The following is a 25,677-nucleotide window of genomic DNA, read 5'->3' on the forward strand; positions in this document are numbered from 1 at the left end:
GGCAGGGCCTGTTACTTGATAGAGCGCCACAGCATGATGGCCCAGTCTTTGGCGCCCAATTCGGGGCGGTTCATGAATACATCGTAGCTGCTTGCCTCGATACGCTCCAGCACGCGCAGCCCGCCTTGCACCACAAGGCGCAGCTCCAGGCCGATGCGGCCGGGCAGGCGGCGTGCCAGCGGAGCGCCGAAGTGTAGCAGTGCCCGCGTGCGTTCAACCTGGAAGGCCATCAGTTCGCGCCACTGCGGCGTGAGGCGGCAGGCGGCAAGGTCGTCTTCGGTGACGCCGTGGCGGCGCAGGTCTTCCTGGGGCAGGTAGACGCGCTGCTTGTGCCAGTCGACCCGCACATCCTGCCAGAAATTCACCAGTTGCAAACCGGTGCAGATGGCATCGCTTTCGGCCACGTCTTGCGGGCTGGCGGCGTCGAAAAGGTGCAGCATCAGGCGGCCGACCGGGTTGGCCGAACGGGTGCAGTAGTCGGCAAGCGCGGCGTAGTCTTCGTAGCGCTTGACGGTGATGTCCTGCTCGAAAGCGGACAACAGGTCGTAAAACGGGGTAATGGGTAGTTGATGCCGGGCGATGGTGCGCGCCAGCGGCGTGAAGATGTCGGCCAGCGGCGGCAGGCCCGGCGGGGGCGTGTTGCCCGGTTCGGCGCCGATGCGGTGTAGCTCGGTGCGATAGGCTGCCAATTGCGCCAGGCGTTCTTCGTCGGTGGCGCTGCCTTCGTCGGCGATATCGTCCGCGGCGCGGGCGAAGCGGTAGATATCGGTCACGGCGCCGCGCAGCCTGCGCGGCAGCAGCAGCGAGGCGACGGGAAAGTTCTCGTAGTGATCGATGGACATGGGTCGTGGTGCAAAGGGCGGCCCCGGAGCGGGTTCGCACCATTTTAGAGTAGTCGCCTTTCGGGGCGAGATGCCGTGCCGATGCCGGCGGCGATCAGTTAGACTTAAGCGCCACAGGATCTCACACCATGCCGCGCCCCATATCCGCCACTGTCTCCGTTTCCGCGCTTGCGCACAATCTTGCCACCGTGCACCGCCACCTTGAACAGACGGCACAGGCCGCCTCGGGGCTGCCGCCTTCGATATGGGCGGTCATCAAGGCCAACGCCTACGGCCACGGCATCGAGCAGGCCGTGACGGGGTTTTCCAAGGCGCAGGGCTTGGCCATGCTGGACCTGGACGAAGCCGTGCGCTGCCGCGAGGCGGGCTGGGGCGGCCCGATCCTGCTGCTGGAAGGGTTTTTCAAACCCGCCGACCTGGATCTGATCGACCGCTACCACCTGAGCACCACGGTGCATAACCGGGAACAACTCGACATGCTGGCGCGCGCCCGCTTCACTCGGCGCGTGGACGTCATGCTCAAGCTCAACAGCGGCATGAACCGGCTGGGCTTCAGCCCCGCCTCTTACCCCGCCGCGCATGAACGCGCCATGCTGTTGCAGCAGCAGGGCACGCTGGGGTCGGTGGGCAAGATGACGCACTTCGCCTGCGCGGACGGCCCCCAGGGCGTGACCGAGCAATTGGCGCTGTTTAATTCGGTGACGCATAAGATGCCGGGCGCCATCAGCGTCTGCAACTCCGCGGCCACGCTGCGTTTTGCCGACATCGCGGTGGGCTCGCCCACGCAGACGCATTGGGTGCGCCCGGGCATCTGCCTGTATGGCGCCTCGCCCTTCGCTGATGCCGAGGCCGCGTCCTTCGGCCTGCGCCCCGCCATGACGCTCAGTTCCGAGATCATCGCCGTGCAAGAACTCAAGGCGGGCGATTCGGTGGGCTACGGCGCCATCTTCCGCGCTGAACGCGCCATGCGCGTGGGCGTCGTGGCTTGCGGCTACGCCGACGGCTACCCGCGCCACGCCACCACCGGCACGCCCGTCGTCGTGGCCGGCATTCGCACCCAACTGGTTGGCCGCGTGTCGATGGACATGCTGATCGTCGACCTGGACCCGATTCCCGCCGCCGGTGTCGGCGCGCCCGTGGTGCTGTGGGGCGAAGACGGCCCCTCGGTGGACGAAGTGGCCCAGGCCGCGGGCACCATCGGCTACGAATTGCTGTGCGCCCTGGCGCCGCGCGTGCCGGTCAGCCGCGACGCCTGACGGGCGTTTTTCGCATTGCGCGCGCCGCCCGCCGCTCTTTTTCGGCGGGTGTCCGGTGCGCAAGAATTGCTACGCAATTTACAAGACAGCCATCTCAGGATGGTGTCTACTTGGAACACCGGGCGCCCACGCGCCCGTTTTTGACCGAGCAATCTGACTACGAGGTTTCAATCCATGAAGGACAAATGCGTGCTCATAACGGGCGCCACCAAGGGCATAGGCTGGGCGCTCACGCAGCGGCTGTCCGACATGGGCTGTCATGTGGTTGGCATCGCGCGCAATACCAACGACGTGGATTTTCCCGGCTACCTCTACCCCTGTGACCTGGCGGATGCCGGCCGCACCGAAGAGGTCTTGCGCGAAATCCGCGACAAGTTTCCCGTGGACGCGGTCGTCAACAATGTGGGCATCGCGTCGCCCCAGCCGCTGGGTGAAATCGACCTGGCCACGCTGTACAACGTGCTGGACCTGAACGTGCGCGTGGCGGTGCAGGTAACGCAGGCCTTTATCGAATCGATGAAGGTGCGCCGCGCCGGCCGCATCGTGAACGTGGTCAGCCGCGCCATCTACGGCGGCCTGGACCGCACGGCCTATTCGGCCGCCAAGAATGCGCTGGTGGGCTGCACCCGCACCTGGGCGCTTGAGCTGGCGGAATACGGCGTCACCGCCAATGCGGTGGCCCCTGGCCCGATCGAAACGGAAATGTTCCGCGCCACCCGCCCGGCGGGTAGCGAAGGTGAAAAGCGCGCGCTGGCCTCGGTGCCCATGAAGCGCCTGGGCACGCCGGCCGAAGTGGCGGCGGCCATTGCTTTCTTGTTGTCGGATGATGCCGGATTCATTACGGGGCAGGTGCTGGGCGTGGACGGCGGCGGCAGCCTTGCCGGACGCTCCTGATTGCACTGGGGCGAAAACAAAATGGCGCACGTTTTGACGGTGCGCCATTTTTTTTGCCTTGGCTTTTTTGCCTTAGTACGGCCCCTTGCCCGCCACCACGCTCTTCACGTCCTTGAATTCCCCCGCCAGCTTTTCCGCCGCGCGCGCCAGCAGCACGGCGTCCACGCCGACCGCCACGAAGGTTGCACCCAGCGACAGGTAATGCTTGGCCTGCGCCACGCCGCTGTGCAAGATGCCGGCGGCCTTGCCGGAGCGCACGATGCGCGCAATGGCCTGGTCGATGGTGGCCAGCACTTCGGGGTGGTCCGGTTGCGCCAGATACCCCATGCCCGCCGACAAATCGGCCGGGCCGATGAAGGCGCCATCCACGCCGTCCACGGCCAGGATGTCGTCCAGCGCGTCGATGCCGGCCGGGGTTTCAATCTGCACCAGCACGCACATCTGGTCGTTGGCGCGTTCCAGGTAGTTGGGGATGCGGTTCCAACGTGACGACCGCGCCAGCGCGCTACCCACGCCCCGGATGCCGGCGGGCGGATAGCGCACCGCGGCCACGGCGGCGGCGGCTTCCTCGGCCGACTGGATCATGGGCACCAGCAAGGTCTGCGCGCCGGTGTCCAGAATCTGCTTGATCTGCACCGGGTCATTCCAGGCCGGCCGCACCACGGGGGCCACCGGATACGCCGCCACCGATTGCAGTTGCGACAGCGTGGTCTGCAAGGTGTTCGGCGCATGTTCGCCGTCGATCAGCAGCCAGTCGAAGCCGGCGCCCGCAATGATTTCAGAGGTATAAGCGCTGGCCAGTCCGGCCCACAGGCCGATCTGGGGCTCGCGGTTGCGCAGGGCTTCTTTGAAGGTATTGGTCAGGATGTCCATGGACGGCGTGCCGTGTTAGTTGAAATGACAGTTGACGGAACCCAGCACGCCGTAATCGACGTGGAAGGTGTCGCCCGGCCGGGCGGCCACGGGGCGGGTAAACGAGCCCGACAGAATGATCTCGCCCGCCTCAAGCGCCACGTCGTGGGCGGCCAGCTTGTTAGCCAGCCATACTACGCCATTGGCCGGGTGATTCAAGACGCCCGCGGCCACGCCGGTTTCTTCGATGACGGCATTGCGCGACAGGATCGCGCCGGCCCAGCGCAGGTCGATATCGCCCATCTTCACCGGCCGTCCGCCCATCACCACGCCGGCGTTCGCGGCGTTGTCGGCAATGGTATCGAACACCTTGCGCGGCCGCTGGGTGTCGGGGTCGATGCCGTGCGAGCGCGCATCGATGATCTCCAGCGCGGGGATCACGTATTCAACGGCGTCATACACCTGGAACAGCGTCACGTTCGGGCCTTGCAGCCGCTTGCCCAGCACGAAGGCCAGCTCCACTTCCAGGCGCGGCAGGATGAAGCGGCCGGCCGGAATGGCGCCGCCGTCTTCAAAGAACATGTCGTCCAGCAGCATGCCGAAATCAGGCTCGTCGATCTGCGATGACTGCTGCATGGCGCGCGAGGTCAGGCCGATCTTGTGGCCGCGCTTGACGCGGCCCGCCGCCAGCTTGATGTCCATCCAGGCGCGCTGGATGGCGTAGGCATCGGCGATGTCGATGTCGGGGTGGTCCAGCGATATCTGGCGGATTTGCGTGCGCGTGCGCTCGGCCTCGTGCAGGCGCGCGGCAATGGCGCGTACGGTTTGGGTGTCTAGCATGGGGAGTCCGGAAGTGGGTGTTATGACGGGAAGGCGGCCAAGGTATTGACCAGTCTTCCGATTCCTTCGATTTCAGTCACGACCTCGTCGCCGGGCATCACGTTGACGATGCCGTCCGGCGTGCCGGTCAGGATCAGATCGCCGGGCGACAAGGTCATGAAGCTGCTGAAATATTCGATCAGCGCGGGCACGTCGAACACCATGTCGCGCGTGTTGCCGCGCTGCGTTTCAACGCCGTTGACGGTGGTGCGCAGGTTCAGGTTCATGGGGTCGGGCACGTCGTCGCGATCCACCAGCCAAGGCCCCAGCGGCGTGCAGGTGTCGCGGCTTTTCACGCGCAGGTTTGGCCGATACCAGTTTTCCAGGTAGTCGCGCAGCGCGTAGTCGTTGGCGACGGTGTAGCCCGCCACGTAGTCATAGGCATTGGCGCGCTTGACGCGCTGCGCCGTCTTGCCGATGACCACCGCCAATTCGCATTCGTAGTGCATGAACGCGACGTCGGCCGGGCGCAGCGTGCGCGCGCGATGGCCGACGAAGGTGTTGGCGGCTTTCAAAAAGCCCAGCGGTTCGTCGGGGGCCTTGAACGCCAGTTCCTTGGCGTGGTCCGCGTAGTTGATGGCCAGTGTGAACGTCGTGCGGGGCTCAATGGGCGGCAACCAGGTAACGGCGTCTTCGGCCAGAACGCGCCCATCCGGCAGCAGGACGTGACCGGGGGCGCTGTCCGCCTCGGTGACGCGGTGGATGGCGCCTTCATAGGCGATGCGTGCGTGTTTCATGGTGGCGTGTTTCATGGCAGATTCCTCAGGTTGCGGCGGCGGCCAGCATGTTGCCCAGCGTACCCACCTGCACGATGCGGATGTCGTAGCGTTGCCCGGCGCGCACGCGCGGTGCGTCGTGGGGTGCGCCCACCAGCAGCATGTCGCCGGCCTCGAAGCTCATGAACTGCGTCACGTCGGCAATCAGCCGCGCCACGGGGCGCACCAGATCAGCCGTGGTGGCGCGTTGCACCACCACGCCGTCCACGCTCACTTCGATGTCCAGCGCATCGGGGTCCGCCACGGCCGAGACCGGCGTCAGCGTGTCGCCCATCGGGCAAAAGCCGTCGCGGCATTTCTGTTTGAGCGCGGGGCGGAAGTAACTGGCGTGCGGCACCGACAAGTCCGCCACAACGCGATAGCCCGCCACATGGTCCAGCGCGTTCGCTTCGCTCACGCGCGTGGCGCGCCGCGAGAACACCACGCCCAGGCACGCGCCGACCTCGATTTCATCCACGTCGGCGGGCAGGGCGATGGTGTCGCCGTCGCGCGCATAGGTGTTGGCCGGTTTGATGTAGAGCACGGGCGCGTGGGGCGCCGCTTTGTAGGGCGGCGCGTTGACGCTGTCGCCCAGTGCGTCCAGCGACTGGCGCGTATTGAGCGCGGCGCCGACCACGGTGCGGGGCGGTCCGGCCAGGGCGGCGTTGGCCTGCGCGGCGCGCGCGGCCAGGTAGTCGCGGTAGTTGTTCTGCTTGTAGTTCAGCACCGCGTCCGCTTCTTCGATCTGCATCGAAATGCCCAGCGGCCGCATGGCCATGTGCGGCGCCAGCGCGGCGCTCAGCGCCTTGAAAACGCGTTCACCCAAGGCGGCTTTTTGCGCATCGCTGCGACCATGGCCAATGCGCAGCACGACGTGGACAAAGGCGTTGTCGGGGTGGCCGTCGACGATCAGGCAATCGTCCACGCGCAGGGCACGGGTGCGTGCGCCGGCCAGGGGGAACAGGCTGCCGTCGCCGACGGCGGCGTCCTGCACCGTGCGCATCAGTGCGTGCGTATCCAGGGCCAGATTGCCCGAATACTCAATCCAGATATGGGGCATGGAGTCATCCGCCAAAATTGTTAGCATGTTAATTAGAATAGCGGGAAAGACAATCGGCGGCAACGAATGCATAGGGCCGCGTCGGGCAAACACAGCGTCGTTGACAGCGCCATCTTGCCGGCATAAAGTTAACGTGTTAATTAAAAGTGGCGGCGACCGACAACGCCGTGGACCACGATCAAAACGAGGAGCCGCACGTGAGCATCAAGCATTGGATCAACGGCAAAGAGGTCGATAGCGACGACCGATTCGTCACCTATAACCCCGCCACGGGTGAAGCCATCGACGAGGTCGCCGCGGGCGGCCAAACAGAGATCGACGCCGCCGTGTCCGCCGCCGCCGAGGCTTTTCCCAAATGGGCCAACACGCCCGCCAAGGAGCGCGCCCGCCTCATGCGCCGGCTGGGCGAACTGATCGACGCCAACGTCCCCCAATTGGCCGAACTTGAAACGCGGGACACCGGCCTGCCCATTTCGCAAACCCGCAAGCAACTGATTCCGCGCGCGTCCGAGAACTTCAATTTCTTTGCCGAAGTCTGCACCCGCATGAACGGCCACACCTATCCCGTGGACGATCAGATGCTGAACTACACGCTGTACCAGCCGGTGGGCGTATGCGCCTTGGTGTCGCCCTGGAACGTGCCGTTCATGACGGCCACCTGGAAAACGGCGCCGTGCCTGGCCTTGGGCAACACCGCCGTGTTGAAAATGTCGGAACTGTCACCGCTGACGGCCGACCAGTTGGGCCGCCTGGCCCTTGAAGCCGGCATCCCCGCGGGCGTTCTGAACGTGGTGCAGGGCTACGGCGCCCAGGCGGGCGACGCGTTGGTGCGTCACCCGGGCGTGCGCGCCATCTCGTTCACGGGCGGCACGGTGACGGGCAAGAAGATCCTGGCCAGCGCGGGCGGCATCAAGAAATATTCGATGGAACTGGGCGGCAAATCGCCCGTGCTGATTTTTGACGACGCCGATGTCGAGCGCGCGCTGGACGCCGCCTTGTTCACGATTTTTTCGCTGAACGGCGAACGCTGCACGGCGGGTTCGCGCATTTTTGTCCAGCAAAGCATCTACGATGATTTCGTGCGCAAATTCGCCGAGCGCGCGCAGCGCCTGATGGTGGGCGACCCTACCGACGAGGCCACCCACGTGGGCGCGATGATCACGCGCCAGCATTGGGAAAAGGTCACCGGCTACATCCAGCTTGCCGAACAGGAAGGGGCGCGTATCCTTGCGGGCGGCGCGGGCAAGCCGGCGGGCTTGCCGGCCCACCTGGCGGGTGGCAATTTCGTGCGGCCGACCGTGCTGGCCGACGTGGATAACCGGATGCGTTGCGCGCAGGAAGAAATCTTCGGGCCAGTGGCCTGCCTGATCCCGTTCAAGGACGAAGCCGAAGGCCTGGCGCTGGCCAACGACGTCAAGTACGGGCTGGCCTCCTACATCTGGACCAGCGATATCGGCCGGGCGCACCGCCTGGCGCGCGGCATCGAGGCAGGCATGGTGTTCATCAACAGCCAGAACGTGCGCGACCTGCGCCAGCCGTTCGGCGGCACCAAGGAATCCGGCACGGGGCGCGAGGGCGGGGAATACAGCTACGAGGTATTCGCCGAAATAAAGAACGTGTGCGTGTCGATGGGCAGCCACCACATCCCCAAGTGGGGTGTGTGAATGCGTAAAGGAGACAACCATCATGGGTAAGCTTGCACTGGCGGCCAAGGTGACGCATGTGCCGTCGATGTATCTGTCGGAGCTACCCGGCAGGCACCATGGCTGCCGCGAGGCCGCCATCGAGGGCCACCGCGTGATCGGCCAGCGTTGCCGGGACCTGGACGTGGACACGATCGTGGTGCTGGACGTGCATTGGCTGGTGAACGGCGGCTATCACGTGAACGCCAACCACGCCTTCAAGGGGCGCTACACCAGCAACGAACTGCCGCATTTCATCAAGGACATGGACTACGCCTATGGCGGCAATCCCGAGCTGGGCCGCCGCATCGCCGAATGCGCCAATGCGGCGGGCGTGGGCACGCGCAGCCACGAAATCGATAGCCTGGAACTTGAATACGGCACACTGGTGCCCATGCGCTACATGAACGGCGACGGCCGCTTCAAGGTGGTGTCGGTGGCCGCGTGGTGCGCCTGGCACGCGCTGGAAGACAGCCGGCGCTTTGGCGCGGCCTTGCGCCAGGCCATCGACGCCGGCGACAGCCGCGTGGCGGTGCTGGCCAGCGGGTCCTTGTCGCATCGCTTCAACGACAACAACAGCCCCGAAGCCGCCATGCACCAGATCAGCCGCGAGTTTTTCCGCCAGGTGGATTTGCGCGTGGTTGAACTCTGGCGCCAGGGCGACTGGAAAACCTTCTGCGCCATGCTTCCCGAATACGCCGAACTTTGCGTGGGCGAGGGCGGCATGCACGACACGGCCATGTTGCTGGGCTTGCTGGGGTGGGACGGCTACGACAAGCCGGTAGAGGTGGTGACCGACTACTTCACCAGTTCCGGCACGGGCCAGATCAACGCGATCTTCCCGGTGCCTGACTGAACCCGCTTCAGGCGGAATCGCCGGAATCAGCGGCGTCCGCCGACGACGGCGCATCCCGCTTGATCAGTGCGACCATGGTGTCGACGTCGTGGTACAGGCGGTCCAGCAATTCCTTGCCGATCTTCGCCTCGATTTCCTGGTATTTCGCGTCCACATGCGGGCGCATGCGATCGATCAGCTTGTGACTTTTCGGGGTCAGGGATATTTCCTGGCGGCGCTGGTCGGCGCTGGAGCGCACGCGCTTGATCAGGCCTTGTTCTTCCATGCCGGCCAGCATGCGGGTCAGGCTGGGGCTGAGGATCTGGCAACTGCGCGCGATCTGATTGGGTTCCATCGCGCCCGTTTCGCTCAGGGTGCGCAATACCCGCCATTGTTGTTCGGTGACCCCGGCCGCGTGCAGCACGGGACGGAAATGCGCCATCAGGGTTTCGCGCGCGTATAGCAGCAGGTGGGGAAGATTGCGGTGGTGGAAGCTCGGACTCATGGCGGCTATGTTAGCAAGAAGCCGCCCATTTTTTGACCACAAATTTCAGTGCGTCATGCGCACAACAACGCGGTGGGCGCTGCCATGCAAGCGGCCACCGCGCGGGGTTGGGTAAGCACCGTCAGGCGGGATTTTGCTGAGCCAGTTCCTGTAGATCATCCGGCAATGCCAGGTCCGGGGCACCCTGTTGCAGTTCGCGCAGCGCGAGCACGGCGGCGTCTTGCTGGTCGTCCTGCATCAGTTGCCGGATGTGGGCCACGCGGGCCTCGATGTCCTGTTCGCTGAACGCCGCCACTTCCACGGCAGCGGGCTCGCTTGCCTGGGTGGCCACGGCGGGGACGGATTCCACGGCCTGGTCGGGCTGGGCCATGGCCGGGGTCATGGCTTCGGTGATTGCTGGGGCCATGGGCGGGGCCGAGGCCAGGGTCATCGCCGAAGAAGACCCAGCGTGACCGCCGGCAGCCTGGGTTACAGCCTGCGTGTCGGTTTCGTTTTGGGGGACGGCTTCGCGCATATTGGTCCACGCGAACAGGCCGGCAACCAGCATGGCGCACGCGGCGGCGGCCCAAGCGGGGTGCCAACTATGTCCAGGGTGCCAACTGCGGCGCACCGCGGCGTCCAGTTCAGGGCTGCTGCCGGGCCCGAGCTTGCGGTACAGGGCGCGCAGATCCCGGGCATCGTCTTCGTCGAAAGGGGGGCGATAGGTAATGCTCATGCGCTACTCCTCACGGTGGCGTCCGGTGGCAATTAGCCTATGCGTTGATCTTTGCCGGGCGCTGTATCCGTCGATTATGCGCGATTCGCGGCATTTCCGGCAGGTAAATTTCGCCGTTCCGCATCCTGAAACGTCGGCCTCGGCCCCAGGCAAAGTAGGTTGCCGGTACACTTTCGCGCATGGCCAAATCCCGAACCGTATATGTGTGCGCCGACTGTGGCGGCACCACCCCCAAGTGGCAGGGCAAATGCCCCCACTGCAATGCCTGGAACACGCTGGAAGAGACGGTGGAGTCATCCACCCCCGCCGCCGCCGCGCACCGCTACGCGCCACTGGCCTCGGCCAGCCCGGTTCGCAGCCTGTCTGAAATCGAAGCCCGCGAAACGCCGCGCCAGCCCACCGGGCTGGATGAATTCGACCGCGTGCTGGGCGGCGGCCTGGTGGCCGGCGCGGTCGTGCTGATTGGCGGTGACCCGGGTATCGGCAAGTCCACGCTGCTGCTGCAGGCGCTGGCTTCGTTGTCGGCAAGCACCAACGTGCTGTATGTCACCGGCGAGGAATCGGCCGAGCAGGTGGCGTTGCGCGCGCGCCGGCTGGACCTGCAAACCGGCAACGTCAATTTGCTGGCCGAGATCCGGCTGGAAGCCATCCAGGCGGCGGTGTCTGAACAAAAGCCCACCGTGGCCGTGATCGACTCCATCCAGACCGTGTACAGCGGCGAATTGAGCGCCGCCCCGGGGTCGGTGTCGCAGGTGCGCGAATGCGCGGCGCAACTCACGCGCCTGGCCAAGCAGACCGGCATCGCCATCGTCATGATCGGCCACGTCACGAAAGACGGCGCGTTGGCCGGCCCTCGCGTGCTGGAACACATCGTCGACACGGTGCTGTATTTCGAAGGCGATACGCATTCCTCGTTCCGGCTGGTACGTGCGTTCAAGAACCGCTTTGGCGCAGTCAACGAGCTGGGCGTCTTCGCCATGACCGACCGTGGCCTGCGCGGCGTGGCCAACCCGTCAGCGCTGTTCCTGTCGCAGCACGAACAACAGGTGGCGGGCTCTTGCGTGATGGCCACGCAGGAAGGCACGCGCCCGCTGCTGGTCGAGATTCAGGCGCTGGTCGACAGTTCGCACGCGCCCAACCCGCGTCGGCTGACGGTGGGGCTGGAAGGCAACCGCTTGGCCATGCTGCTGGCCGTGCTGCACCGGCACGCCGGGGTCACCACGTTTGACCAGGACGTGTTCGTCAATGCGGTGGGCGGCGTGCGCATCACCGAGCCCGCGGCGGACTTGCCGGTGCTGCTGGCCATCATGTCATCGCTGCGCGACAAGCCGCTGCCGCGCGGCCTGATCGCCTTTGGCGAAGTCGGTCTGGCCGGCGAAATCCGCCCTGCGCCGCGCGGGCAGGAACGCCTGCGTGAAGCGGCCAAGCTGGGTTTTTCGATTGCGCTCATCCCCAAGGCCAATGCTCCGCGTCAACCCATTGACGGACTGGAGATCTGGGCGGTGGACCGCCTGGACGCCGCGTTGGACAAACTGCGCTGACGCGCTGATTTCCTGGTCATGAAGACAAGAGCTGCTGGAGCAAGCAAGAAGTGAGTCTGTTGATTATTGCCGTCTGCCTGGCCGCGGGTAGCCTGATCGGTTTCATGGGCGGTGCGCTGGGCATCGGCGGCGGGCTCATCGCCATTCCCGCGTTGGTGCTGTTGATGGGCATGTCGCAGCAGTTGGCGCAGGGCACCGCGCTGATCATGGTGCTGCCCGCCATTACCGTGGCGGTGCGCAAGTACAACCAGCAAGCGCGCATCGACAGGCGCGTGGCCGCGGCAGGCGCCGCGGGTGCGGTGGTGTTCACCTGGGTGGGCGCGCGCTTGGCGCTGGGCATTGATTCCAGCGTGCTGCGCCAGAGCTTCGCCGTGTTCCTGTTCTTTGTTGCGTTGTTCTACGTCTGGCAGACCTGGCGTGCCGTCCGCGTTGCCGCCCGCCGCCAGCGGCCCGAGCAGACGTCGGAACAGCGGTCGGAACCTCGGTCGGAACAGCGGTCGGAACCTCCTTCGACTAAGCACGCGCCGTCGCGCCCGGTCCCGATCCTCACGCCACGGCGCGCCAGCGTGCTGGGCATGTTGTGCGGCACCTTGGGTGGCTTCTTCGGCGTGGGCGGTGCGGTGCTGGCCGTGCCCATCATCACGACGGTGTTCCGCATGTCGCAGACCACGGCGCAGGCCTTGGCGCTGTGCATGGTGATTCCCGGTTCGACCATTGCGCTGATCACCTACGCCTGGGCCGGGCAGGCCAACTGGATGGTGGGCCTGCCGATGGCGATCGGCAGTTTGCTGTTCGTGCCGGTCGGCGTGCGCTTGGCGTATAAGCTGCCCGAACGCAAACTGAGAGTCTGCTTCGCGCTGCTGCTGTTTGCGACCGTCGCGTTGTTGGTGTTCGAATCGTAGGAAGGGCGTTGATCGGACGTCGACAACGCAGCGCCAATGCAGCGCCAACGCAGCGACAACGCATCGTCAATGCGTCGACAGCCCGCCGATAGTGCCCTGACAGCGTATCGACAGCGTTATTTCCAGGCGTTAGCAGCCGAAATTTTCTGGTTCCGCATTGAACCTTCCGCATGCTCGCTCTTCAAACGGAGTACGGCATAAGCGGCGATGTTGCCGCCCACTGCCGAACGGGCTTCGGCCTTGTTTATCCAGGAGTTCATGCAATGACGACACACTCCCGTATCGCTGCGTTCTTATCCACTTCGGCCTTGTGCCTCGGTCTTGCTGCGGCGCCTTCTGCGTTCGCGGCGGGCGCTGATGCGCAAGCCAAGGCGGGTGATTCCAAGACCCACGCGCAGCACAAGCATCACAAGTCTGACAAAGCCTCCGCCAAACACGCGGGCGCGAAATCAGGCGCGGCTTCAAGTATGGGCCAATCCGGCACCACGCCGGCGAAGTAAGGCAGGGACGGTAAAACCCCGCTAGTTCCTTTGCAGGAAGACTACCGGCCTCTTGGGGCCGGAAAGTCGAAAGCCTCTCGGTATGGGCGCCGAGAGGCTTTTTCATTTGCGCGCGATATGTGGTCCAGGCGCGCAAAGCTCCTGACGCTTACTCCACCGGCGTGATCACGCGCCCGGTGTCGAAGTAGGACTTCAGGTTGTCCAGCATCAGGTTTTCCATGTCCAGGCGTGTCTCCAGCGTGGCGCTGCCGATGTGCGGCAGCAGCACGGCGTTGTCGCTGTCGATCAGCGCTTGCGGCACCTTGGGTTCGTGTTCGAACACGTCTAGCGCGGCGCAGCCCAGCTTGCCGGCTTCCAGCGCCGCCACCAGCGCGGCTTCGTCAATGACGGGGCCGCGCGCGATGTTGACGATGATGCCCTTGGGGCCCAGCGCTTCCAGCACGGGCTGGTTCACCAGATGGCGCGTGCTGGGTCCGCCCACCGTCGCGACGACCAGGAAGTCGGCCCAGGCGGCCAGGTCTACCAGCGATGCCTCGTAGCCATAAGCGATGTCGTCGCGCTTTCTGCGGTTGTGATAGCGCACGTCCATGTCGAAACCCGCGCCGCGCTTGGCGATGGCTTCGCCGATGCGACCCAGGCCCACAATGCCCAGCTTCTTGCCGCTGACACGCTGGCCCAGCGGAATGCTGCCATGCACCTGGCCCCATTGGCCGGCGCGCACGAAGCGTTCACCCTGGCCCATGCGGCGCGCGCCCGCGATCAGCAGGCCCCAAGCCAGATCAGCCACGCAATCCGTCAGCACGTCGGGCGTGTTGCTGACCTGCACGCCACGCTTCTTGGCGGCGTCCACGTCTATCGTTTCGTAACCCACGCCCCAACTGCAAATGGCCTTGAGGTCGGGCAGCGCGTTGATCAGTTCGGCGTCGGCGCCGAAATTGGCCGACGTGACGACGGCGGTGATGCCCTTGCCGTGTTCGGCCAGCGCGGCCTTGCGGTCGGGAAACTTCCACAATTCCACGACGTCGTAGCGGTCGGCAAGGTTCTTGTTGGCGGAGGGAGAGCCGGCCAGCGAGCCGACCTGGATGATGCGATGCTTGGTGGTCATGTTGTCGTACGAGTGGATGGCGAAAACGGTCATGCTACTTGATTCAAGCTTGAAAGCCGCTGAGGGGATGCCCGAAGACACCCCCCCATGACGATGTGGCGGTCCGGCGGTCCGGCGGCCCGGCGTCGCCTACTCCAGTTGGATGTTGGCCTTCTGGATGACGTCCTTCCACCGCTTCACTTCGGCCTGCTGGAACGCCGCGAACTGTTCCGGCGTGTTGGCCACGACTTCAAAGCCCAAGCCTTGCAGCGTCTGCTTGGTCTTCGGGTCGCGCAGCGCGTTCTGCAAGGCCTTGGACAGCTTGTCCACGACGGCTGGCGGCGTGCCCTTGGGCACCGCGAAGCCCTGCCACGAATACACCACCATGTCCTTGATGCCGGCTTCAGCCAGCGTCGGCACGTCGGGCAGGTCGGCCGCGCGCGTATCCCCCGTGATGGCCAAAGCCTTGAGCTTGCCGGCCTTGATGTGGTTTTGCACCGCGCCCAGGTTCTGGAACGACACGTTGACCTGTCCGCCGATCAGGTCGGCAATGGCCGCGCCGCCGCCCTTGTAGGGCACGTCCACGCCGGTGCTGTCCGTGCGCTGGCGAAACAGCACGGCGGACAGGTGGTCCGACGATCCCGTGCCGGACGAGGCGTAAGACACGCTGCCCGGATTTTTCTTCGCATAGGCCACCAGTTCGGCAACGGTGCTGGCGGGGAACTTGGTAGCCGCCACCAGCACATTAGGGTTGCGCACCGCCTGCGTCAGGTAAGCGAAGTCCTTGCTGGGGTTGTAGGACAGATTCTTGTAGAGGGCTTCGTTGATGGCGAAGGTGCCGATGGAGCCGACCATCATCGTGTAGCCATCGGGCGTGCTGCGGGCCAGCGCCTGCGCGCCGATGGCGCTGTTGGCGCCGGGTTTGTTCTCAACCACAAAGGTCTGGCCCAGCGTCTGGGACAGCACCGGCGTGACCGAGCGCGCCGTGATGTCGGACGAACCGCCCGGCACGAACGGCACAATCATGGTGACCGGCTTCTCCGGGTAGTCCGCGGCCTGGGCCGTGGGCCCGGCAAGTAGCACAGCGCCCGCCGCGGCGGCCGCGCAGAACAGTTTATTCATGTTGTCTCCTGGTTCGCGTGGTGATGAAAAGCCCGGCGCTCACGCGTTGCGCACGGGCCGAATTTGCGTAGGTTCAGTCGACTTTCGCGCCCGAGGTTTTCACCACCTCGGCCCACTTGACGGTCTCTTGCGCCATGAATTGCTTGAACTGCGTGGGCGTGTTGCCCGACGGCGTGGCGCCTTGCGCCTGCAACTGCGCGCGCACCGGCTCCTGTTGCAAGGCGGCGGCGACGTCGCGCTGAATCTTTTCGACAATGGCAGGCGGCGTGCCCGCCGGCGCCAGCAAGCCGAACCAGCTCGAGGCCTCGTAGCCTTTCACCCCTGCTTCGGCCATGGTCGGCACGTCGGGCAGGGCGGGCGAGCGCGCGGTGGTGGTCACCGCCAGCGGGCGCAGCTTGCCGCCCTTGATATAGCCCATGGACGAGGGCAGGTTGTCGAAGATCAGGTCGGCCGAGCCACCCATCACGTCGGTCAGCGCGGGGCTGCTGCCCTTGTACGGCACATGCGTCATGCGCGTGCCCGTCATGGTCTGGAACAGTTCGCCCGACAGATGCGTGGACGTGCCGTTGCCGGTGGAAGCCATGTTGACGGTATCCGGATTTGCCTTCAGGTACTTGATCAGATCAGCCACGGTACGAATGCCGTGCTTGTCCGCGAACTTGGGGTTCAGCTCAAGAATGTTCGGCACGGGGATGACCAGCGTGACCGGCATGAAATCCTTCACCGGATCGTAGGGCAGCTTGCTGTAGACGGACTGGTTGATGGCATGCGTGCTGACGGTGCCCATCAGCAAGGTGTAGCCGTCGGCGGTGGCGCGCGCGGCTTCCGCCGTGCCGACGTTGCCGCCCGCGCCCGCCTTGTTGTCCACCACCACTGACTTGTTCCAGGTCTTGCCCAGTTCCGCGGCCACGACGCGCGCGGCAATGTCGGCGGTGCCGCCGGCGGGGAAGGGCACGATGATCTTCACGTCGCGTTCGGGGTAGTCGGCGTGGGCTTGCGCGGCGGGTAGCGCCAAGGCGATGGCCGTCAAGGTGGCGGCCGCGATCAGCCGGCGTCGCGCGATGGGGGCGTGCATGGTCTTGTCTCCTTGGGTGTGCGCGTGGCCGCGCTTTCTTTTCAACCGCAAGGTGCCGCAACGCACCCCGCTTTGTGATGCCGTTTCACTTGTCAAACAAATATAGGTATTGAGATTATGCTTGTCAACCAAGTATACTTTTTTCACCTTACTTATCTGACAACTGGATCAGCCAGGAGCCCCGTCCATGAAAACTTCCCCGGTCACCGCGCAGGACTTGCAGCGTTCGGTCATTGCCGTGCCGCCCCTGGCCCGCCATGACGATCTTTCCCTGAACGAGGCCGCCAACAAGGCGCTGTTGGGCCATCTGGAAGCGGGCGGCGTGCGCAACGTCATGTACGGCGGCAACGCCAATTTCTACAACGTGGGCGTCAGCGAATACGCGCGCATCGTGGACATGCTGGCTGGCCTGGCCGGTTCGGACACGTGGATCCTGCCCTCGGTGGGGCCCGACTACGGCAAGATGATGGACCAGGCGGCCATCCTGCGATCGCGTGCGTTTCCCACCGCGATGCTGCTGCCGATGTCGTTCCCCTATACGGATGCGGGCCTGGCCGATGGCGTGCGCCGCTTCACCGACGCGCTGGGCAAGCCGGCCGTCATGTACATCAAGTCCGCCGACTACCTGGCGCCCGAAACCGCCGCCCGGCTTATTGAAGAAGGCCGCATCGTGGCGTTCAAGTACGCCGTCGTTCGCGACGAGCCGGCAAAGGATGCGTATCTGTCGTCGCTGCTGGAATCGGTGGATTCGCGCTGGGTCGTTAGCGGCATCGGCGAACGCCCGGCCATCGTGCACTACCGCGACTTCGGCTTGAAGAGCTTTACGTCGGGCTCCGTCTGCGTGGCGCCGCGCGGATCGATGCGCTTGCTGCATCTGCTGCGCGAAGGCCGCTACGACGAAGCCGAGGCCGTGCGCCAACACTACATGGGCCTGGAAGACTGCCGCGACGGCATCAGCCCCATCCGCGTGCTGCACGACGCCGTGACCTTGTCCGGCGTGGCCGACATGGGCCCCATGCTGCCGCTGCTGACCGGCATTTCCAGCGCCGAGCGCGAGCGCGTGGCCCCGGTGGCGCGTGCCTTGGCCGCCTGGGACAAGGAAGCCGTGGCGGCTTGAGCGTGAACGGCATGGCCGCGCTTCGCTCATCGTTCCGCGTGTTGGCGGTACGATGGGCGCTGTCCGCGTAAAGGCGGGCAGGCCTTACGCATTCAGGAGGTTTCGTGGCCCGATCCAAAACAACAACATCATCCGAACCGCAAGCGCCCGAACAGGCCGACGCATCCGGTTCCCATGTGCTGGAACGCGGACACCGGGTGCGGCTGGCGGACCAGGTCTACGGGCAGATCTTTGAACAGATCGTGTCGGGTGGCCTGAACGTGGGCGACAAGCTGCCGTCCGAGAACGAGATCTCGGAGCGCTTCGGGGTGTCGCGGCCGGTGGTGCGTGAAGCGCTGCTGCGCTTGCGCGCCGATGGGCTCATCACCGCGCATCAGGGGCTGGGCACGTTTGTGAGCCATCAGCCCGCGCCGCGCCTGAAGACGTTCAACGATGTGCAGAACGTCAGCGCGTATTTGCGCGCGCAAGAGGTGCGCGTCGCCCTGGAGGGCGATGCCGCGCGGCTGGCGGCACTGCGCCGCACCGACGAACAACTCAAGAAAATCGCCGACGCGCATGCCGCGTTTGCCGACAGCCTGACGCACGGCCAGGTGTCGCCCGAAGCCGACCTGGCTTTTCATGCCAGCATCGCCGAGGCCAGCGGCAACGACTTCTATCTGGGCGTGCTGGAAAGCATCCACGAATCCATCAACGGTTTCATGCGGCTCACGTTGAGCCTGACGCGCACCGGTTCGCGCCAGCGCGCGCAGCGTGTGGTGGACGAGCACGCCACCATCCTGGACGCCATCCGCGAACAGGACAGCGAGCGCGCGCGCGTGGCCATGCAGTTTCATCTGGGCCAGGCGCGCCATCGGCTGGTGGACCGCGACCGCGACTGATCGATCGCGCGCCGGGGTGCGCCCGCCACACAACATCAAACGGAGACAAACCAGTGCAAGGCAACGGAGCAACAGCCAGGGACGTGCCGGTAGAGCAGGTGCGTGAACAAATCTTGCAGGTGCTGCAAGCATGGGGCATGGATGAGGACCTGGCGCACACCACCGCCGGCCTGATGGCGCAGACGGATCTGCTGGGCATCGATTCACATGGCATTTCGATGCTGCCTTCCTACGAGGAAAAATGGCGCGCGGGCTCCTTGCGGCTGGACGCGCGCGCAAAGGTGGTGCGCGACGGCGGCGCCAGCGCGCTGATCGACGGCATGGGTGGCCTGGGTTATCCGGTGGCCGCGCAGGCCATGCACCTGGCCGTGGACAAAGCCTTGGAACACGGCGTGGGCGCGGTGTCGGTATGCAACTCGCATCACTTCGGCGCGGCCGGCGTCTATGCGCGCATTGCGGTGGAGCGCGGCGTGGTCGGGCTGGTCACCAGCAGCGCCAACGGCATCATCATGGTGCCCACGCGCGGCGCCATGCCCATGCTGGGCACCAACCCCATTGCGTTCGGCGCACCGGCTGCGCACAACGAGCCTTTCGTGCTGGACATGGCCACCACCACTGTCGCCGCGAACAAGGTCAAGGTGTATGACTTCCTGGGTAAACCGCTGCCGCCGGGCTGGGCGGTGGACGGGCAGGGCGGCGCCGTGACGGATGCCGATGCCGCGATGCAATTCATCTTCAAACATCCCGAAGGCGGGTTGACGCCTTTGGGCGGCACGCCCGCCATGAGCAGCCACAAGGGCTACGGCCTGGCGATGATGGCGCAGATACTTGGCGGCACGCTGAGCGGCAGCGCGTTTGCCGCGCGCCGCGCACCGACGCGTAAACCAGGCGAGCCGGATGACGTGGGCCATTTCTTCCTGGCCTTGAACCCCGATGCGTTCCGCGCGGCAGGCTCATTCGAATCCGATATGGACGACATGATTGATTCGCTGCACGACACGCCGCCGGCCAACCCCGATGAGCCCGTGCTGGTGGCGGGCGAACCCGAAGCGGCCGAGCGCGCGCGCCGGTTGCGCGCCGGCATCCCCATTTCGGCGGCATTGGCCGAGCGCCTGCGCGGCATCTGCGAACGCGCGGGCACGCCCTATCTGCTGGACGATATCTGATCGCAAGCGGTTTGTTTGTTGCGCTGACTTTGTTGTGCCCGAATTGTTTTGCCCATAACAGCAGACCCGGCCACCGGGCTCACATCCTAAGAAAAACCATACGGAAGAGACAACTATGCAACAACCCAAACCTTCGGCGCGCAGACGAATTACCGTGCTGGCCGTGGCCTCGCTTGGCGCCATGACGCTGCTGCCCGCGGCGGTCATGGCGCAATCCGACGCCTGGCCAAGCAAGCCGGTCAAGCTGGTCGTGCCGTTCCCGGCCGGCGGCAGCACCGATTCGGTGGGCCGGCTGCTGGCGGCCGAGCTTTCCAAAGAACTGGGCCAGAGTGTCATCGTCGAAAACAAGGGCGGGGCCAACGGCAACATCGGTTCCGACGTCGTGGCCAAGGCCGAACCGGATGGCTACACCTTGCTGCTGTCGGGCGTGGGCTCCAACGCCATCAGCTACGCCATCTACCAGAACATGCCGTATCGCAACAGCGACTTCGCGCATATCTCGCTGTTGGCCACAGGCCCGAATGTGCTGGTCGCCAACATGGATTTTCCCGGCAAGACCTTTGCCGACTTCATCAAGCTGGCGCGCGAGAACCCCGGCAAGTACACGCATGCCAGCTCGGGCAGCGGCTCGTCGGGCCACCTGGCCATGGAAATGCTGAAGCAAGACGCCAAGATTGACCTGGTGCATGTGCCCTACAAGGGCGGCGCCGCCGCCATTACCGACATGATCGGCGGGCGCGTCTCGGTCATGTTCCTGAATCAGGACACGCTGCTGCCGCAAGTCACTTCCGGCAAGTTGCGCGCCTTGGCCGTGGCCAGCGCCAAGCGCAACCCGGCCTATCCCGACACGCCCACGGTGGCAGAATCGGGCTACCCGGGCTTTTCGGCGGAATCCTGGTTTGGCTTGTCCGCACCCGCCAAGACGCCGCCTGCCGTGATCCAGCGCTTGAACCAGGCCACGGTCAAGGCGCTGTCGTCGCCCGACATCCGGCAAAAGCTGGAAAGCGTGGGCTTTGTCGTAGTGGGCGACGACCCGAAGTCGTTCTCGGCGTTTGTCGATAACGAAATCAGCAAGTGGGGCAAGGCGGCCAAGGCGTCTGGCGCGCGCATGGATTAACGTGGGGCGGCCGGGTTTCGGCCCGGCCTGTTCTTTCAGGTTTTCGGATTTTTATCTTGCACAGACGAAGGTAGCAATGAACTCTCCCTTACCCAACCGCTTCCGGCAACGCATCCTTGCCCGCGAACGGCTCATCGGATTCTGGATGTGCATGTCCAGCCACATCACGGCCGAGCTGGTCGGGCTGGCGGACTTCGACTGGCTGCTTCTGGACGGCGAGCATTCGCCCAATGAAGTGCCGATGTTCCTGCAACAGTTGCAGGCGTTGCAGGGCAGCGCCAGCGCCGCCGTCGGGCGGCCGTCGTGGAATGATCCGGTGCAGATCAAGCGCCTGCTGGATATCGGTTTCTACAACTTGCTGATTCCGTTCATCGAGTCCGAAGCTGACGCGCGCCTGGCGGTGGCGGCTACCCGCTATCCCCCGCAGGGCATGCGCGGCGTGGCGGGCGCGCAGCGCAGCAACCGCTATGGCACGGTGCCGGACTACCTGCAAACCATCAACGACAACATCTGCGTGCTGCTGCAGATTGAAAGCCGTCCGGGCATCGAGGCGGTGGACGAGATTGCATCCGTGGAAGGGGTGGATGGCGTGTTCATCGGCCCGTCGGACCTGGCCGCCGCGCTGGGCCACATCGGCAACCCCGGCCACCCGGAAGTGCAAGAAACCATCCGCCATCTGCATCAGCGTGTGACCGCCCAGGGCAAGGCCGTGGGAATCCTTGCACCCGTGCATGCGGATGCGCGGCGTTATCTGGACATGGGCATGCACTTTGTTGCCGTGGGTACGGACCTGGGCGTGTTCAAGCAAGCCACGTTTGCCTTGCGCGACGCATTCCCGACTTGATTGCGTAGGGCTTGATGCGACACGCCCCGCGAACAAGGCGGGGCGTGTGGTTTGATTTTCTTGCTGAGTCTTAGTGCTCAGTCCTCCAGCGCCAGCAATTCGCTGACGGTCTGGCGACGGCGGATCAAACGCGCTTCGCCGTTGTCCAGCAAGACCTCGGGCGCCAGCGGCCGGCTGTTGTAGTTCGATGACATCGACGAGCCATATGCGCCAGCGTTGTGCATGACCATGAAGTCGCCAATGCGCGGCTGCGGCAACAACTGGTCGGTCATCACGCCGCCTTCTTCCTGCGTGAACACGTCACCCGATTCGCACAGCGGTCCGGCAACGGCGATGCGCGTTTCGGCCACGCCCTGCGGGTCCGACCCGTCGCGCGCGTGTACCGAAATGCGATGAAAGCTGCCGTACATGGCCGGGCGCATCAAATCGTTGAAGCCCGCGTCCACCAGGGCAAAGTCGCGCTCGGGGCGGTGGTTGACGGCATGCACCTCGGTGACCAGCACGCCGGCTTCGGCCACCAGGAAGCGGCCCGGTTCGATCTCCAGCCGGACGTCATGGCCCAGCAACTGTTCAACGCGCTTGCGGGCCGAATCCCATTGTTCAAAATAGTGGTCGCAATCGATGCGCGGTTCACCATCGCGATAAGGAATGGACAGGCCGCCGCCAGCCGAGATGGCTTCGATGTCATGGTCCAGCGAACGCACCACGTCGACCATGGCGTCGCACACGCTGGACAGGTGGCCGTAGTCCACGCCCGAGCCGATATGCATGTGGATGCCGACCAGCTTCAGCCCGTGGCGGCGCACGATGGACACGGCTTGCGCCACGTCGTCGATCCAGATGCCGTGCTTGCTTTGCGGGCCGCCGGTGTTGGTCTTGTTGCTGTGGCCGTGGCCAAAGCCGGGGTTGATGCGCAACCACACGCGATGGCCGGGCGAGGCCTGGCCCACGCGGTCCAGCATGTCCAGTGAGCCGGCGTTCACGGTGATGCCGTGCTTGAGCACAGTGGCCAAGGTGGCGTGGTCGATCAGGTCGGCCGTGAAGACCATGCCTTCGGGCTCGCCCTTGGGGTCGAAGCCGGCGGCCAGGCTGCGTTCGATCTCACCCAGCGATACAGCGTCGACCACCGCGCCTTCCTCGCGCATCAGACGCAGGATGTGCAGGTTGGAACACGCCTTTTGCGCATAGCGGATGGTGTCGAAGCGGCGCAGTTGCGCAATGCGTTCGCGGATGACGGCGGCGTCATACACCCATAGCGGCGTGCCATGCTGCGTGGCGAGTTGGGTGAGTTGGCGCGGATCGAATGCCATGACGGGCTGACCTTGAATTGAAGAGTTGAAAGCAGGCGGAATGATGCCGGTTTCAAGGCATCCAGTAAAATGCTTATATGTTGAAGATCCATTCATTCCTGATATGGGGCGTGGCGTGCTGACACATCGGCATATCGAAGTGTTCCGGGCGGTGATGATCGCCGGCAGCGTGACACGGGCTGCCGAGCTCTTGAGCACCTCGCAGCCCACCGTCAGCCGCGAACTGGCCCGCATGGAGCAGGGCATTGGCTTTGCGCTATTCGAGCGCGTACACGGCCGCCTGCGACCCACCATGCCCGCCCTGGCGCTCTACGACGAGATCCGGCAGTCCTATGCGGGCCTGGAGCGCGTGGTGTCGGCCGCGGCGCGGCTGCGCGAGTTCCGGGGCGGGCAGTTGTCGGTGATCGCCTTGCCTGCCTTTTCGCATTCCATTCTGCCCGACGCATTTCGGCGCTTTCATGGCCTGCATCCGGGGGTAAGCCTGTCAGTGGAAACGCAGGAATCGCCGTTTCTGGAAGAGTGGCTGACGGCGCAGCGCTACGATCTGGGCCTGACCGAACACGACGCCGCCCCGGCTGGCACGCGGGTTCGGCTGCTGCTGCAGGTGGATGAGGTATGTGTGCTGCCGGACGGGCATCCGCTGCTGGCGCGCGCGGAAATCGATCTGGCGGATTTCGAAGGGCACGCTTTTGTCAGCCTGTCGGCCAACGATCCCTATCGGTTACAGATCGACGAAGCGTTTGCGGAAGCGGGAGTATTGCGGCGGTCCATCGTTGAAACGCCCACAGCGGTGTCGGTTTGCACGTTCGTGCGACTCGGGCTGGGCCTGGCTATCGTGAACCCGCTGACGGCATTGGATTTCGCGGGTCGCGGCTTGCACATCCGGCCGCTGCGCCGCTCATTGCCGTTTCGCGTCAACGCCGTCTTTCCGGAGCATCGTCCGGCCAATCCGCTGGTGGATGGGTTCATGGCAGCGCTATCCGATGCCGCTGACGCCATCAAGGCCAGGCTGGCGGATACGTATGCCGGCGCGCATTAGGCGAAACTGGATTTCGACAAAACCGTTGCAAAACCAGCAGAAAACAAAAAAGGATGCCCGGGGGCATCCTTCTTCATTTGCCGTATTCATGACGCCCCAAAAAGCGGGGCGGCAGAATCTTAGGCCAGCGCCTTGATGGCGGCAGCCAGGCGGCTCTTGTGGCGAGCAGCCTTGTTCTTGTGGATGATGTTCTTGTCAGCCACGCGATCGATCACGCTCGAGGCCTTCTGGAACACGTCGCCAGCCGCAGCTTTGTCGCCAGCGGCGATAGATTGGCGAACGCGCTTGATGGCGGTGCGCAGCATCGAGCGCAGGCTGGAATTGTGCTTGTTGCGCTCAACGGATTGGCGAGCGCGCTTGCGGGCTTGGGCGGTATTGGCCATGTTGCTATATAAGTTGAATTCGGCAAAGTCCAACATTTTAGCAAGTCCCCGTGGGATTGCAAGCTTTTAATGTCAGATCTGTCGATGGAGCGCCCGTCAACCGGGCGGGGGGCGCTGGGGAAGAAAAGTCCCTGGGCTAAAGAGTTCTAGCTAAAGTGTTTTAGCTAGTGAACCCTTTCGGATAATCCCTGCTAAAGCCTAGAACCAAAGCCTTGAGGAAAACCCGCGGCGCCTACTGGATAAAAATACGGTACCGAGTATACAACGAAGCGAGCCCGAGGCACAGGCGCGCGGCATAGCGTTGTCAGGTGGCGACGTTGATGGACACGAACCAGGGCGTAAAACGCCGCACGTTGATGGGCATCATCTCTTGCAGCGCGTCGAGCGCGGCATTGGTGTCGTCCAGCGGGAAATGCCCCGACACGGGCAAACCACCCGCAGCCATGGACACACGCAACGTGCCCGTGCGGTAGGGGCGCAGCGCGGCGATCACTTCCGCCAACGGGCGGCCCCGGGCGTCGACCCAGCCGGATTCCCACGCCGCTTCGGCCATCAGTTCGGCGCGCGGGATGTCCATGCGGGATACATCAAACCGGGCCCCGGTGCCGGCGCGGACGGTGCCGTGGGCGCCAGCCATGGTTTCGACCTCGACTTCGTGCTCATGCACCACCACCACCGTGCGCTGTGCCTGCTGGCGCACCATGTAGCGGGTGCCAAGCGCGCGAACGGTGCCTTCCGCCGTCTGTACCAGGAAGGGGCGGCGCGCGTCCGGGGCAACCGAAACCGTCACCGCGCCGTCCAGCAAGCGGACTTGGCGGTAGGCAGGGGTGAAGTCCAGGTCGACTCGGCTGCGGGCGTCCAGCAGCAGTTGGCTGCCATCCGAAAGCAGGTAACGGCGGCGTTCGCCGGTTGCCGTGGCGGCGTCCGCGGCCACGTTATTGAGCGGGTAGAAGGCGTTGCCGACGTAGGCGGCGCAGGCGCCGGTACTGGCGAGCGCCAACGCGCCGGTCAGAAAACGGCGTCGGGGCGGCACGATGGCCGGGGGCGGAGGGATCAGCGACGGCGCGGCAGGCGCGGCTCCGGTGGCGTAACCCGCTGCGGGGTAAGCGTCACCAAGCCGTCCGAACGTCGACCCTGCGAGCGTGCCGGTCAGTTGCTGCCAGGCATTCTCGTGGAGAGGGTCAGCCGCACGCCACGCCAGGAAGTCGTTGTAGTCCTGCGCGGTTGCCTTGCCAGAGCGCAGCAAGAGCAACCAATTGATCACCTGGTCCGCCATGGGTTGTCCTTGGGCGTACTTCACTTCATCTTCCCGCACGCAAGCCGC

26 protein-coding genes are annotated in these 25,677 nt (G+C 64.8%); 13 read left to right on the plus strand and 13 right to left on the minus strand.

Features of this window, described 5'->3' with window-relative positions:
* Window positions 1–11: 11 nt before the first annotated feature.
* Complete coding sequence (gene hpnC / locus M2361_RS03320) at window positions 12–842, minus strand: squalene synthase HpnC (protein WP_259246218.1); 831 nt, start codon at window positions 840–842, stop codon at window positions 12–14.
* 128 nt (window positions 843–970) lie between these two features.
* On the opposite strand from hpnC, the gene alr reads away from it, so the two are divergent.
* Both alr and M2361_RS03330 read left to right on the plus strand, forming a co-directional pair.
* On the plus strand, window positions 971–2,098 hold the full coding sequence (gene alr, locus M2361_RS03325) for an alanine racemase (protein WP_259246219.1): 1,128 nt from the start codon (window positions 971–973) through the stop codon (window positions 2,096–2,098).
* Between the two features lie 174 nt (window positions 2,099–2,272).
* Entirely contained in the window at window positions 2,273–2,992 is a 720-nt protein-coding gene (locus tag M2361_RS03330) for an SDR family oxidoreductase (RefSeq protein ID WP_259246220.1), read from the plus strand.
* A 72-nt stretch (window positions 2,993–3,064) separates the two neighbouring features.
* Here the strand turns inward: M2361_RS03330 and hpaI are convergent, their stop codons facing one another.
* From hpaI to M2361_RS03350, 4 genes are read right to left on the minus strand one after another with little or no spacing between them, the layout of a single operon-like run.
* The gene (hpaI, locus tag M2361_RS03335; protein ID WP_259246221.1) at window positions 3,065–3,865 is read right to left on the minus strand and encodes a 4-hydroxy-2-oxoheptanedioate aldolase; all 801 of its coding nucleotides are present in this window, start codon (window positions 3,863–3,865) and stop codon (window positions 3,065–3,067) included.
* Window positions 3,866–3,880: 15 nt separating this feature from the next.
* Complete coding sequence (gene hpaH, locus M2361_RS03340) at window positions 3,881–4,684, minus strand: 2-oxo-hept-4-ene-1,7-dioate hydratase (protein WP_259246222.1); 804 nt, start codon at window positions 4,682–4,684, stop codon at window positions 3,881–3,883.
* Between the two features lie 20 nt (window positions 4,685–4,704).
* Entirely contained in the window at window positions 4,705–5,460 is a 756-nt protein-coding gene (locus tag M2361_RS03345) for a fumarylacetoacetate hydrolase family protein (RefSeq protein ID WP_259249227.1), read from the minus strand.
* A 25-nt stretch (window positions 5,461–5,485) separates the two neighbouring features.
* Window positions 5,486–6,538, minus strand: coding sequence for a fumarylacetoacetate hydrolase family protein (locus tag M2361_RS03350; protein WP_259246223.1), 1,053 nt, complete (start codon window positions 6,536–6,538; stop codon window positions 5,486–5,488).
* Window positions 6,539–6,735: 197 nt separating this feature from the next.
* On the opposite strand from M2361_RS03350, the gene hpaE reads away from it, so the two are divergent.
* Together hpaE and hpaD are read left to right on the plus strand one after the other, a co-directional pair.
* A complete protein-coding gene (gene hpaE, locus M2361_RS03355; protein WP_259246224.1) occupies window positions 6,736–8,202 on the plus strand; it encodes a 5-carboxymethyl-2-hydroxymuconate semialdehyde dehydrogenase in 1,467 nt (488 codons plus the stop codon).
* Window positions 8,203–8,224: 22 nt separating this feature from the next.
* The gene (hpaD, locus tag M2361_RS03360; protein WP_259246225.1) at window positions 8,225–9,076 is read left to right on the plus strand and encodes a 3,4-dihydroxyphenylacetate 2,3-dioxygenase; all 852 of its coding nucleotides are present in this window, start codon (window positions 8,225–8,227) and stop codon (window positions 9,074–9,076) included.
* Between the two features lie 7 nt (window positions 9,077–9,083).
* Here the strand turns inward: hpaD and hpaR are convergent, their stop codons facing one another.
* Together hpaR and M2361_RS03370 are read right to left on the minus strand one after the other, a co-directional pair.
* Window positions 9,084–9,560, minus strand: a complete 477-nt coding sequence (gene hpaR / locus M2361_RS03365; protein ID WP_259246226.1) for a homoprotocatechuate degradation operon regulator HpaR — start codon at window positions 9,558–9,560, stop codon at window positions 9,084–9,086.
* 121 nt (window positions 9,561–9,681) lie between these two features.
* Complete coding sequence (locus tag M2361_RS03370; protein ID WP_259246227.1) at window positions 9,682–10,275, minus strand: hypothetical protein; 594 nt, start codon at window positions 10,273–10,275, stop codon at window positions 9,682–9,684.
* 179 nt (window positions 10,276–10,454) lie between these two features.
* Here M2361_RS03370 and radA point away from each other — a divergent pair, with 179 nt between their 5' ends.
* The 3 genes from radA (at window position 10,455) to M2361_RS03385 (ending at window position 13,218) form a co-directional block, all read left to right on the plus strand.
* Window positions 10,455–11,816: a DNA repair protein RadA gene (radA, locus tag M2361_RS03375; protein ID WP_259246228.1), complete on the plus strand. Its 1,362-nt coding sequence runs from the start codon at window positions 10,455–10,457 to the stop codon at window positions 11,814–11,816.
* Between the two features lie 50 nt (window positions 11,817–11,866).
* Window positions 11,867–12,718 carry a sulfite exporter TauE/SafE family protein gene (locus tag M2361_RS03380; protein ID WP_259246229.1) on the plus strand — a complete coding sequence of 284 codons (852 nt, stop codon included), beginning with the start codon at window positions 11,867–11,869 and terminating at the stop codon, window positions 12,716–12,718.
* A 263-nt stretch (window positions 12,719–12,981) separates the two neighbouring features.
* Window positions 12,982–13,218 carry a hypothetical protein gene (locus tag M2361_RS03385; protein ID WP_259246230.1) on the plus strand — a complete coding sequence of 79 codons (237 nt, stop codon included), beginning with the start codon at window positions 12,982–12,984 and terminating at the stop codon, window positions 13,216–13,218.
* 148 nt (window positions 13,219–13,366) lie between these two features.
* Here M2361_RS03385 and M2361_RS03390 read toward each other — a convergent pair whose 3' ends face one another.
* From M2361_RS03390 to M2361_RS03400, 3 genes are all read right to left on the minus strand, one after another.
* Window positions 13,367–14,323 (minus strand): 2-hydroxyacid dehydrogenase, encoded by a 957-nt coding sequence (locus M2361_RS03390; RefSeq protein ID WP_259249228.1) that lies wholly within the window; start codon window positions 14,321–14,323, stop codon window positions 13,367–13,369.
* A 129-nt stretch (window positions 14,324–14,452) separates the two neighbouring features.
* A complete protein-coding gene (locus M2361_RS03395) occupies window positions 14,453–15,424 on the minus strand; it encodes a tripartite tricarboxylate transporter substrate binding protein (RefSeq protein ID WP_259246232.1) in 972 nt (323 codons plus the stop codon).
* A 73-nt stretch (window positions 15,425–15,497) separates the two neighbouring features.
* A complete protein-coding gene (locus tag M2361_RS03400; RefSeq protein ID WP_259246233.1) occupies window positions 15,498–16,499 on the minus strand; it encodes a tripartite tricarboxylate transporter substrate binding protein in 1,002 nt (333 codons plus the stop codon).
* A 187-nt stretch (window positions 16,500–16,686) separates the two neighbouring features.
* On the opposite strand from M2361_RS03400, the gene M2361_RS03405 reads away from it, so the two are divergent.
* From M2361_RS03405 to garL, 5 genes are all read left to right on the plus strand, one after another.
* Window positions 16,687–17,616, plus strand: coding sequence for a dihydrodipicolinate synthase family protein (locus M2361_RS03405; RefSeq protein ID WP_100856378.1), 930 nt, complete (start codon window positions 16,687–16,689; stop codon window positions 17,614–17,616).
* Window positions 17,617–17,720: 104 nt separating this feature from the next.
* Window positions 17,721–18,494 (plus strand): FadR/GntR family transcriptional regulator, encoded by a 774-nt coding sequence (locus M2361_RS03410; RefSeq protein WP_404976248.1) that lies wholly within the window; start codon window positions 17,721–17,723, stop codon window positions 18,492–18,494.
* A 53-nt stretch (window positions 18,495–18,547) separates the two neighbouring features.
* Complete coding sequence (locus M2361_RS03415) at window positions 18,548–19,660, plus strand: Ldh family oxidoreductase (RefSeq protein ID WP_259246234.1); 1,113 nt, start codon at window positions 18,548–18,550, stop codon at window positions 19,658–19,660.
* 115 nt (window positions 19,661–19,775) lie between these two features.
* Entirely contained in the window at window positions 19,776–20,777 is a 1,002-nt protein-coding gene (locus M2361_RS03420; RefSeq protein WP_259246235.1) for a tripartite tricarboxylate transporter substrate binding protein, read from the plus strand.
* Window positions 20,778–20,853: 76 nt separating this feature from the next.
* Window positions 20,854–21,621 (plus strand): 2-dehydro-3-deoxyglucarate aldolase, encoded by a 768-nt coding sequence (garL, locus tag M2361_RS03425; RefSeq protein WP_259246236.1) that lies wholly within the window; start codon window positions 20,854–20,856, stop codon window positions 21,619–21,621.
* A 77-nt stretch (window positions 21,622–21,698) separates the two neighbouring features.
* Here the strand turns inward: garL and lysA are convergent, their stop codons facing one another.
* Window positions 21,699–22,931 (minus strand): diaminopimelate decarboxylase, encoded by a 1,233-nt coding sequence (gene lysA, locus M2361_RS03430; protein WP_259246237.1) that lies wholly within the window; start codon window positions 22,929–22,931, stop codon window positions 21,699–21,701.
* A 115-nt stretch (window positions 22,932–23,046) separates the two neighbouring features.
* Here lysA and M2361_RS03435 point away from each other — a divergent pair, with 115 nt between their 5' ends.
* Window positions 23,047–23,970: a LysR family transcriptional regulator gene (locus tag M2361_RS03435; RefSeq protein ID WP_259246238.1), complete on the plus strand. Its 924-nt coding sequence runs from the start codon at window positions 23,047–23,049 to the stop codon at window positions 23,968–23,970.
* Window positions 23,971–24,089: 119 nt separating this feature from the next.
* Here M2361_RS03435 and rpsT read toward each other — a convergent pair whose 3' ends face one another.
* Window positions 24,090–24,353, minus strand: coding sequence for a 30S ribosomal protein S20 (rpsT, locus tag M2361_RS03440; protein WP_025135824.1), 264 nt, complete (start codon window positions 24,351–24,353; stop codon window positions 24,090–24,092).
* 304 nt (window positions 24,354–24,657) lie between these two features.
* Entirely contained in the window at window positions 24,658–25,629 is a 972-nt protein-coding gene (locus M2361_RS03445) for a FecR domain-containing protein (RefSeq protein ID WP_259246239.1), read from the minus strand.
* Window positions 25,630–25,677 lie beyond the last annotated feature (48 nt).

This window comes from Achromobacter sp. JUb104 (genome assembly GCF_024806975.1).
GTDB lineage: Bacteria > Pseudomonadota > Gammaproteobacteria > Burkholderiales > Burkholderiaceae_B > Achromobacter > Achromobacter spanius.